Origin of the sequence: Pseudomonas sp. Sample_20 (genome assembly GCF_004307585.1) — a bacterium.
Classification (GTDB): domain Bacteria; phylum Pseudomonadota; class Gammaproteobacteria; order Pseudomonadales; family Pseudomonadaceae; genus Aquipseudomonas; species Aquipseudomonas atacamensis.
In genome coordinates this window covers 1-9,773 of record NZ_RCOA01000117.1, presented here as the reverse complement: position 1 = coordinate 9,773, position 9,773 = coordinate 1, and the positions used below count along the sequence as shown (strand labels likewise).

General features: G+C 60.6%; 8 protein-coding genes. 6 read left to right on the top strand and 2 right to left on the bottom strand.

The features are described from left to right. Positions 1 to 2 precede the first annotated feature (2 nt). The 3 genes from prlC (at position 3) to D8U70_RS23185 (ending at position 4,506) form a co-directional block, all read left to right on the top strand. Positions 3 to 2,081, top strand: a complete 2,079-nt coding sequence (gene prlC / locus D8U70_RS23195; protein WP_024015021.1) for an oligopeptidase A — start codon at positions 3 to 5, stop codon at positions 2,079 to 2,081. Further along, on the top strand, positions 2,078 to 2,368 hold the full coding sequence (locus D8U70_RS23190) for a YheV family putative zinc ribbon protein (protein WP_130929823.1): 291 nt from the start codon (positions 2,078 to 2,080) through the stop codon (positions 2,366 to 2,368). Before prlC ends, D8U70_RS23190 begins: the two co-directional genes overlap by 4 nt. A 113-nt stretch (positions 2,369 to 2,481) precedes the next feature. After that, a complete protein-coding gene (locus tag D8U70_RS23185; RefSeq protein ID WP_130929822.1) occupies positions 2,482 to 4,506 on the top strand; it encodes a M3 family metallopeptidase in 2,025 nt (674 codons plus the stop codon). Positions 4,507 to 4,511: 5 nt separating this feature from the next. Here D8U70_RS23185 and D8U70_RS23180 read toward each other — a convergent pair whose 3' ends face one another. Then, complete coding sequence (locus D8U70_RS23180) at positions 4,512 to 5,159, bottom strand: tyrosine-protein phosphatase (RefSeq protein WP_122506352.1); 648 nt, start codon at positions 5,157 to 5,159, stop codon at positions 4,512 to 4,514. Between the two features lie 280 nt (positions 5,160 to 5,439). On the opposite strand from D8U70_RS23180, the gene D8U70_RS23175 reads away from it, so the two are divergent. From D8U70_RS23175 to D8U70_RS23165, 3 genes are read left to right on the top strand one after another with little or no spacing between them, the layout of a single operon-like run. Then, complete coding sequence (locus D8U70_RS23175) at positions 5,440 to 6,186, top strand: gluconate 2-dehydrogenase subunit 3 family protein (protein WP_024015018.1); 747 nt, start codon at positions 5,440 to 5,442, stop codon at positions 6,184 to 6,186. A gap of 2 nt (positions 6,187 to 6,188) precedes the next feature. Continuing rightward, entirely contained in the window at positions 6,189 to 7,973 is a 1,785-nt protein-coding gene (locus D8U70_RS23170; protein WP_130929821.1) for a GMC family oxidoreductase, read from the top strand. 12 nt (positions 7,974 to 7,985) lie between these two features. Continuing rightward, positions 7,986 to 9,287 (top strand): cytochrome c, encoded by a 1,302-nt coding sequence (locus D8U70_RS23165; protein ID WP_130929820.1) that lies wholly within the window; start codon positions 7,986 to 7,988, stop codon positions 9,285 to 9,287. 59 nt (positions 9,288 to 9,346) lie between these two features. Here the strand turns inward: D8U70_RS23165 and D8U70_RS23160 are convergent, their stop codons facing one another. Beyond that, positions 9,347 to 9,622 carry a hypothetical protein gene (locus tag D8U70_RS23160; RefSeq protein ID WP_122705380.1) on the bottom strand — a complete coding sequence of 92 codons (276 nt, stop codon included), beginning with the start codon at positions 9,620 to 9,622 and terminating at the stop codon, positions 9,347 to 9,349. Between the last annotated feature and the right edge of the window lie 151 nt (positions 9,623 to 9,773).

Sequence of the window (9,773 nt, the reverse complement as noted above, 5' to 3'; positions counted from 1 at the left end):
GCATGTTTCTTCCAGCCAAGGTGCCAACCGTGAGCGTGAACAACCCTCTTTTGCAGTCCTATGACCTGCCGCCGTTCTCCACGATCCGTGCCGAACACGTCCTGCCCGCCATCGAAACCATCCTCGCGGACAACCGCGCCGCCATCGCCGAAATCCTCAAGACCCAGGGCAAGAACCCGACCTGGGCCGGTCTGGTGCTGGCGATGGACGAACTCAACGATCGCCTCGGTGCGGCGTGGAGCCCGGTCAGCCATCTTAACGCCGTGTGCAACAGCGCCGAACTGCGTGAAGCCTACGAGTCGTGCCTGCCGGCCCTGAGCGCCTACTCCACCGAGATGGGCCAGAACCGCGAACTGTTCCAGGCGTATGAAGCGTTGGCCAACAGTCCGGAAGCTGCCAGTTTCGACGTCGCGCAAAAGACCATTCTGGAACACGCCCTGCGCGATTTCCGTCTGTCGGGTATCGATCTGCCGGAAGCCGAGCAGAAACGTTACGCCGAAGTGCAGAGCAAACTGTCAGAGCTCGGCAGCCGCTTCTCCAACCAATTGCTCGACGCCACTCAGGCGTGGACCAAACACATTACCGATGAAGCCGCCCTCGCAGGCCTGACCGATTCGGCCAAGGCGCAGATGGCTGCCGCCGCCCAGGCCAAAGGTCTGGATGGCTGGTTGATCACTCTGGAATTCCCCAGCTATTACGCGGTGATGACCTACGCGCAAGACCGCGCGCTGCGCGAAGAAGTCTACGCCGCCTACTGCACCCGTGCCTCGGATCAAGGCCCGAATGCCGGGCAGAACGACAACGGCCCGGTGATGGAAGAGATCCTCGACCTGCGCCAGGAACTGGCCCGACTGCTGGGCTTCGCCAGTTTCGCCGAACTGAGTCTGGCGACGAAAATGGCCGAATCCAGCGATCAGGTGCTGAGCTTCCTGCGCGATCTGGCGCAGCGCAGCAAGCCGTTCGCCGCGCAGGATCTGCAACAGCTGCGCGCTTACGCTGCCGAACAGGGCTGCGCCGATCTGCAAAGCTGGGACAGTGGTTTCTACGGCGAAAAACTCCGCGAGCAGCGTTACAGCGTCGCTCAGGAAACCCTGCGAGCCTACTTCCCGATCGACAAAGTCCTCAGCGGCCTGTTCGCCATCGTCCAGCGTCTGTACGGCATCGAGATCGCTGAGCAGAAAGGCTTCGACACCTGGCATCCGGACGTCCGCCTGTTCGAGATCAAGGAAAACGGTCAGCACGTCGGGCGCTTCTTTTTCGACTTGTATGCCCGCGCCAACAAGCGTGGCGGCGCATGGATGGATGGCGCCCGCGACCGTCGTCGCACCATTGACGGCGTGCTGCAAAGCCCGGTGGCCAATCTGGTGTGCAACTTCACCCCGGCCGACAGCGGCAAGCCTGCGCTGCTGACCCACGATGAAGTGACCACCCTGTTCCACGAGTTCGGCCATGGCCTGCACCACCTGCTGACCCGAGTCGAACACGCTGGCGTATCCGGCATCAATGGCGTGGCCTGGGATGCGGTCGAGCTGCCGAGCCAGTTCATGGAAAACTGGTGCTGGGAGCCGGAAGGCCTCGCGCTGATCTCCGGCCACTACGAGACCGGCGAGCCACTGCCGCAGGACCTGCTGGAAAAAATGCTCGCGGCGAAGAACTTCCAGTCCGGCCTGATGATGGTGCGTCAGCTGGAGTTTTCGCTGTTCGACTTCGAACTGCACGCCACCCACGGCGATGGCCGCAGCGTGGCGCAAGTGCTCGAGGGCGTGCGTGACGAGGTGTCGGTGATGCGCCCACCGGCTTACAACCGCTTCCCCAACAGCTTTGCGCACATTTTCGCTGGTGGTTACGCGGCGGGTTACTACAGCTACAAGTGGGCTGAAGTGCTGTCCGCCGACGCCTTCTCGAAATTCGAGGAAGACGGCGTGCTCAACGCTGAAACCGGTCGGGCGTTCCGCGAGGCGATTCTGGCGCGCGGTGGCTCGCAGGCACCGATGGTGCTGTTCGTCGACTTCCGTGGCCGTGAGCCATCGATCGATGCGCTGCTGCGCCACAGCGGCCTGAGTGAGGACGCGGCAGCATGAGCGACGGCCCTGTGATCACCAAGAAGCGCTTTATCGCCGGTGCGGTCTGCCCGGCGTGCAGCGAGCCGGACAAGTTGATGATGTGGAACGAAGACGGCGTGCCGCACCGCGAATGCGTGGCTTGCGGATACTCCGACACCCTCAACGAGCAGGGCCTGTCGGTGCCCAAAGAATTGGGCACGCGGGTCAATACCACTGCGCTGAAGCCTGCCGCCGACAAAAAGGTCCAGGCCGTGCAGTTCTTCCCCAACCCCAAGTTGAAGAAAAAGCCCGACGAGCAACAGTGACAACTACCGCCACCTGCCGATGATCGTCGTCAGGTGGCGGTAACTATCTACCACCTCGCCCCCGCGCTTCGTGATTAGGCTGGTCAATCCAGCCCTCTCTCACGGAAGACGCCATGCCTGACACCAACCCACTCCTGCAACAATGGCAGTTGCCGCCCTGGTCGGCGATACGCGCCGAACATCTGCTGCCGGCAGTCGAGCGCATCGTTGCCGACAACCTGCTGATCATCGAAAACGTCATCGCCACTCAGGTCGATCATCCCAACTGGGACGACGTGGTCATTGCCATCGATGAAGCCGATGCACGCCTGAATGAAACCATGGCGATTATCGAATTCCTCTCGGTCAGGCATGCCGATGATCCCCAGTGGTTGGCGCAGGAAGCGCTCAGCACTCACGCTGCACAGCATTACAAAGCTGCGAAGGCCGGCAATCGACAGTTGCTCCAGGTTTATCAACGATTGGCACTGAGCTCCATAGCCGCCAGCTTCAGTGATGCACGCAAAGCCTCGCTGGCGAAAATCCTGCGCAGGTTTCACTTGGCCGGCAGCGAATTGTCGAGTGCGCAGCGCAAGGATCTGGCGCGATTGAACGGCGAAATCGATTTGCTGGAAAAGCGCTTCATGAGCAACCTCAAATCGGTCAACGCGGCATGGAGCAAGGACATCGACGATGCAGCGCTGTTGGCAGGACTGCCGGCCGAAACGCAGGCGCATCTGGCCGCCAATGCCAACAAGGCCGGCCTGCCCGGGTGGCGGCTGACACTCGATCAGAACACTTACGATCAGGTCATGAAGCGGGCGCGGCACCGCGGTTTACGTGAAGAGTGTTTCAAAGCCTGGTGCACCCGCGCTTCGGATCAGGGGCCATACGCCGGCCGCTTCGACAACGGACCGGTGCTGCACAAGCTGCTGGCGGCGCGTCATGCCAAAGCCCGGCTGTTGGGTTTCGACAACTTCGCTCAGCTGCGACTGCTCGATCGCATGGCCGTGGATACTGACCAGGTCCGCCGTTTTCTGCAGCAGCAGATCGCCCTCAATGCAGCGGCGCTTGCGCGCGAAACCGATGACCTGCAAGCCTCTGCACGCCAGTACGGTATTGATCAGATGGAAGCGTGGGATCACGACTTCCTCGCCGAGCAATTGCGCTTGAAGCAGTTGGGCGGCGAGGTGCAGGACCTGCGCCTGTTTTTTCCACTGGACGCCATACTGCAGAGCCTGTGCCGCTTCAGTGAGCACATGTTCGGCATCAGGATCAGCGAAAATATTCGCCTGGAGACTTTCAACGAAAACGTGCGCCTGTTCGAAGTCAGCGAGCATGAGCAAGCGGTCGGCTTCATCTACATCGACCCGTTCCACCGCGCCGCTGGCGCCGACTACGCCTGGACAGGTGTACTGCGCAACCGACGGATCAATGCGGAAGGCCGGCCATCACTGCCGATAGCCTCGCTTCAATGCAATTACACGGCCGCCGCCGACGGGCTGAATCTGCTGGCACATCAGGATCTGCGCGTTCTGCTGCACGAATTCGGCCATTGCCTGCATCACGTGCTGACACGTTCGCCGCACTACAACCTGTCCGGCATTTCGCATCTGAGCCGCGACGCTGCCGAGTTTGTCGGGCAACTGTTCGAAAAATGGGCGTTATCCGGGCAATTCCTGCGCTGGCTGGGTACGCATCACCAGAGCGGTGAGCGTCTGTCCGAAGCGCAGGCCAATTCCGCGTTTTCCGCTACAGGCATCCAGCGCAGCCGGGAGACGGCAATGCTGTTGCTGAGCGCGCTGTTCGACTTCGAACTGCATCGCAGTCACGGCGACGGTCGCACTGTTCAACAAGTGATGGCGGATGTGCAAAGCGCATTCCCGGGCCTGCATATTCCAGCCTACTGCCGCTTCGCCAACAGCTGCGATTATCTGGTCACCGGTTACGAGGCTTCGCTATACGCCTACAAATGGTCGGGTGTACTGGCGAGCGAGGCATTCAAACGCTTCGAACGTGAAGGTCTGTTCAATGAACAGACGGGCCGGGACCTGCGCAAGCACCTGCTGTCGGGAGACAGACAGTCACTCCCCGCCGCGCTGCAAGCGTTCTTGGGTAAACCGATCGACAGCGCACTGTTTCCTGCGCCAGCCGATTGAGCTGATCAACGCTGGACGTGCGCCGAGTCGAACCAGCTCTTCATCGAACACATGGCGAATGCACTGGTGCTGCATTCGCCATTGATCAAGGCTTCGTGCAACCGATCGACATCGGCCTGCATCACGTAACGCACGCTGTCGTGGAAATGCTGACTGTCACCAAAACCGCCCTCGGTCATTTCCTTGAGCGCCTGCTCTTTGCTCCAGCCCTGCACCACCACGCGGTACATCGCCGCCATCAGACCGGTGCGGTCAGATCCGTGCTTGCAGTGCATGAGCACCGGGCCGTCGGCTTCGGCGGACTGAATCGCGCGCAGAGCCTTGAGCACATCGCTGTCGTCGACGTGGTTGGTGCGATACGGCAGCTGCACTTGCTTGATGCCCGGCACGGAGAGCCAGTCGCTGTCGGCTTCGGGCAGGAAGTTGATTACGGTGACGACATGCAGATCGTTCAACAGCGACACCGCACTGCGGCTGGGCAAGGCGCTGCGATACAGCGTCGGTGACATGCGGAACAGGTTGAACTGCGCCTCGACCGGTTGCGCCCACTCGGCCGGGCGAGATGGCGTGGCGTCGGCCGCCCGGGCGGCAATGCCATGCAACAGTGCAACAAGCGAAAAACATAACGCGGGGAAAAAGCGCACTCGAGACATGCTGGGCTGACCGTTTCGGCAATCTTCATGGGAGGAATTGCAGCTTCGCTTTTGAGCGGTCAACGCGCCGTGAGCCGGTCGTCAAAGAAACGTGAATCGGCGCCGCGCCGGGCTTTTTTCCGGGAAAACGGTTTTTCTTGATGCTTAGCCTGCTACCATTTGTCACATGATGTTGCAGAGGGAACGGCTTTTACCCGACCGGACCCTGATCGTCGCAACGCAAAATCCCTCGAGCTGCTCGCAGAAGCGGCTGACTTCTATGCCTGATGAGGTGCCCCCCATGTCTGATCAAGATCGAGACAACCCGCGGCGTGAGTTCTTGCGCAAATCCCTGACCCTGATTCCGGTGGTCACGCTTGCCGGTACCGGCCTGGGCAGCAGCGTGCTGCAAGCCGCACCTGAAAGCACACCGGCGCCGGCCGCAGCAAAACCGGCCGCTGCTGGCGCCGGTGATTATCAGCCGAGCTTTTTCACCGCTGAAGAATGGGCATTCATCAATGCCGCCGTCGCCCAGTTGATCCCCAACGACGCGCAAGGTCCGGGCGCGCTTGAAGCCGGCGTGCCGGAATACATCGACCGGCAGATGAACACGCCGTACGCCGCCGGTGCCCTGTGGTACATGCAAGGCCCATTCAATGCCGACGCTGCGCCGGAGATGGGCTGGCAGAGCAAACTGGTACCCAAAGACATCTATCGCCTCGGCATCGCCGCCACGGATCAGTGGGTAAAAGGTCTCAGCGGTAAAACATTTGCCGAGCAAGACAGCGCTACCCGAGACGATTTGCTCAAGCAACTCGAAGCCGGCAAGCCGCAGTTCGATGCGGTGCCGGCGAAGATTTTCTTCAATCTGCTGCTGCAAAACACCAAGGAAGGTTTCTTCTGCGACCCGATCCACGGTGGCAATAAAGGCATGGTCGGCTGGACCATGATCGGTTTCCCCGGCGCCCGCGCCGATTTCATGGATTGGGTGGAACGCAACGAGCAATACCCCTTCCCGGCAGTGTCGATTCGCGGCGAGAGGGCGTAAGCATGGCAACGGTATTGAAGAAGGTTGATGCAGTCATCGTCGGTTTCGGCTGGACCGGGGCGATCATGGCCAAGGAACTCACCGAGGCGGGCCTCAACGTGCTGGCGCTGGAGCGCGGGCCGATGCAGGACACTTACCCCGACGGCAACTATCCGCAGGTGATCGACGAACTCACCTACAGCGTGCGCAAGAAACTCTTTCAGGACATCTCCAAAGAGACGGTGACCATTCGCCACAGCGTCAACGACATCGCCCTGCCCAACCGCCAGTTGGGCGCGTTTTTGCCGGGTAACGGCGTCGGCGGCGCCGGTCTGCACTGGTCTGGCGTGCACTTTCGCGTCGACCCGATCGAGTTGCGCATGCGCAGCCACTATGAAGAACGCTACGGCAAAAGCTTCATCCCCAAAGACATGACCATTCAGGATTTCGGCGTCAGCTATGAAGAGCTGGAACCGTTTTTCGACTTCGCGGAAAAAGTCTTCGGCACCTCCGGCCAGGCCTGGACCGTGAAAGGCCAATTGGTCGGCCAGGGCAAGGGCGGCAACCCATACGCGGCGGATCGCTCCAACCCGTTCCCGCTTGAAGCGCAGAAGAACACCGTATCCGCACAGCTGTTCGGCAAAGCGGCTACAGAGGTGGGTTACAAACCTTACAACCTGCCTTCGGCAAATACCTCTGGGCCGTACACCAATCCCTACGGCGCACAGATGGGGCCGTGCAATTTCTGCGGTTTCTGCAGCGGCTACGTCTGCTACATGTATTCCAAGGCCTCGCCGAACGTGAACATTCTGCCGGCGCTCAAGCCCCTGCCGAATTTCGAACTGCGGCCCAACTCCCATGTGCTGCGGGTCAACCTCGACAGCAGCAAGTCCAAAGCCACCGGCGTCAACTACATCGACGGCCAGGGCCGCGAGATCGAGCAGCCGGCGGATCTGGTGATCCTCGGCGCCTTCCAGTTGCACAACGTGCGTCTGATGCTGCTGTCCGGGATCGGCAAACCCTACGACCCGATCAGCGGCGAAGGCGTGGTCGGGCGTAACTTCGCCTACCAGAACATGGCCACCATCAAAGCCTTTTTCGACAAGGACACCCACACCAACAACTTCATCGGCGCTGGCGGCAACGGCGTGGCGGTGGACGATTTCAACGCCGACAACTTCGACCACGGCCCGCACGGCTTTGTCGGTGGCTCGCCGATGTGGGTCAACCAGGCTGGCAGTCGACCGATTGCCGGTACTTCCAACCCGCCGGGCACTCCGGCCTGGGGCAGCGCGTGGAAACGCGCCACCGCCGATTACTACACCCACCAGGTGTCGATGGACGCCCACGGCGCGCATCAGTCCTACCGTGGCAACTACCTCGATCTCGATCCGGTGTACCGCGATGCCTACGGCCTGCCGCTGCTGCGCATGACCTTCGACTGGCAGGAAAACGACATCAAGATGAACCGCTTCATGGTCGAGAAGATGGGTAAGATCGCCCAAGCCATGGGCCCGAAAGCCATTGCGGTGATCGGCAAGCAGGTCGGCGACCACTTCAACACCGCCTCGTACCAGACCACCCACCTCAACGGTGGCGCAATCATGGGTACCGATCCGAAGACCAGCGCGCTGAACCGCTATTTACAGAGCTGGGACGTGCACAACGTATTCGTCCCGGGCGCCTCGGCGTTCCCGCAGGGCCTGGGCTACAACCCGACCGGACTGGTGGCGGCGCTGACCTACTGGTCGGCGAAAGCGATCCGCGAGCAATACCTGAAAAACCCCGGCCCGCTGGTGCAGGCTTAAGGAGCGATGACCATGAAAACTTTCGTTATCGCCACCCTCGCCCTGCTCGGCAGCACTGCAATTTATGCGGCCGATGTTGATCAAAATCTGATCAAGCAAGGTGAATACCTCGCCCGCGCCGGTGACTGCGTGGCCTGTCACACCGCCAAGGGCGGCAAGCCGTTCGCCGGCGGCCTGCCGATGGAGACGCCGATCGGCACGATCTACTCGACCAACATCACTCCGGATAAAACCGGCCTTGGCGATTACAGCTTCGAGGACTTCGATCAGGCCGTGCGCCACGGTGTGGCCAAAAACGGCAGCACGTTGTACCCGGCGATGCCTTATCCGTCTTACGCGCGAGTCAACCAGGCCGATATGCAAGCGCTGTACGCCTACTTCATGCACGGCGTCGAACCGGTGGCGCAGGAGAACAAGGCCAGCGATATTCCCTGGCCGTTGAGCATGCGCTGGCCGCTGATGGGCTGGCGCTGGCTGTTCGCACCGAAGGTCGAGGATTACCAGGCCACGTCGGCCGATCCGGTGATCGATCGCGGGGCATATCTGGTCGAAGGCCTCGGCCACTGCGGCGCCTGTCACACCCCGCGCGCGCTGACCATGCAGGAAAAATCCCTGAGCGCGGCGGACGGCAGCGAATTCCTCGCCGGCAGTGCACCGCTGGAAGGCTGGATCGCCAAGAGCCTGCGCGGCGATCACAAGGATGGCCTCGGCAGCTGGAGCGAAGAACAACTGGTGCAGTTTCTCAAGACCGGGCGCAGTGATCGCAGCGCAGTGTTCGGCGGCATGAGCGATGTGGTCACCCACAGCATGCAGTACATGAGCGACGCCGACCTCACCGCGATTGCCCGCTATCTCAAATCACTGCCGGCCAATGACCCGGCGGATCAGCCGCATCAGTACGACGAGAAAGTAGCCAAAGCGCTATGGAACGGTGACGACAGCCAACGCGGCGCGTCGGTGTACGTCGATAACTGCGCGGCCTGCCACCGTACCGATGGTCATGGCTACACCCGGGTGTTCCCGGCGCTGGCGGGCAATCCGGTGCTGCAGACGGATGACCCGACCTCGCTGATTCATATCGTGCTCAAGGGCGGGACTTTGCCGGCAACGCACACCGCGCCATCGACCTTCACCATGCCCGGTTTCGCCTGGCGCCTGTCGGATCAGGAAGTCGCGGATGTGGTGAGTTTCATTCGTGGCAGCTGGGGCAACAAGGGTGCGCCAGTGAAAGCTGCCGATGTTGCAGAGTTGCGTACCGAGGATATGAAGCAGACCTCCGGTGACGATCTTGGGCAGCTCACCTCACATAACTGAGCGAAATGTGTCGACAGACCGCTGGCACGACATGACTTCGTATCTTGAGTCAGCGGTGTTCATCGTGTCGACTTCAGACCTTTGAACTGCACAAACGCATCCGCCAACTGCAAGTACAGTCTCTTGTCATGGTTATCGATATCGCCATCCCCGTCGCTATCGATAACCTCTTCGGAAAGGAGGTCATAGCGATCGTTTGCCTGCGCTGAAGAGGCAAATAGCGCGTAGTCGTAGTCCATCATTTCGGTGGCGTTATCGCCGTAATGATAAAAAACAACCTCGGGACTTCCGTCGCGTTCCATGTCTGCAATTTCAAGCAAAATTCTGATTGGCATCACATTCAATCCTTTCCGGTTGGCAAGCCACTATTGGTCATCCGGCTTTAACGTAAGACGGCGCTTGCAACCACGTCTACTGTCATATCTGACAGGGTGTATGTGCACACAGGTGTAGGAACGTCGGTTACGATCAGAGATAGCCTTGGAT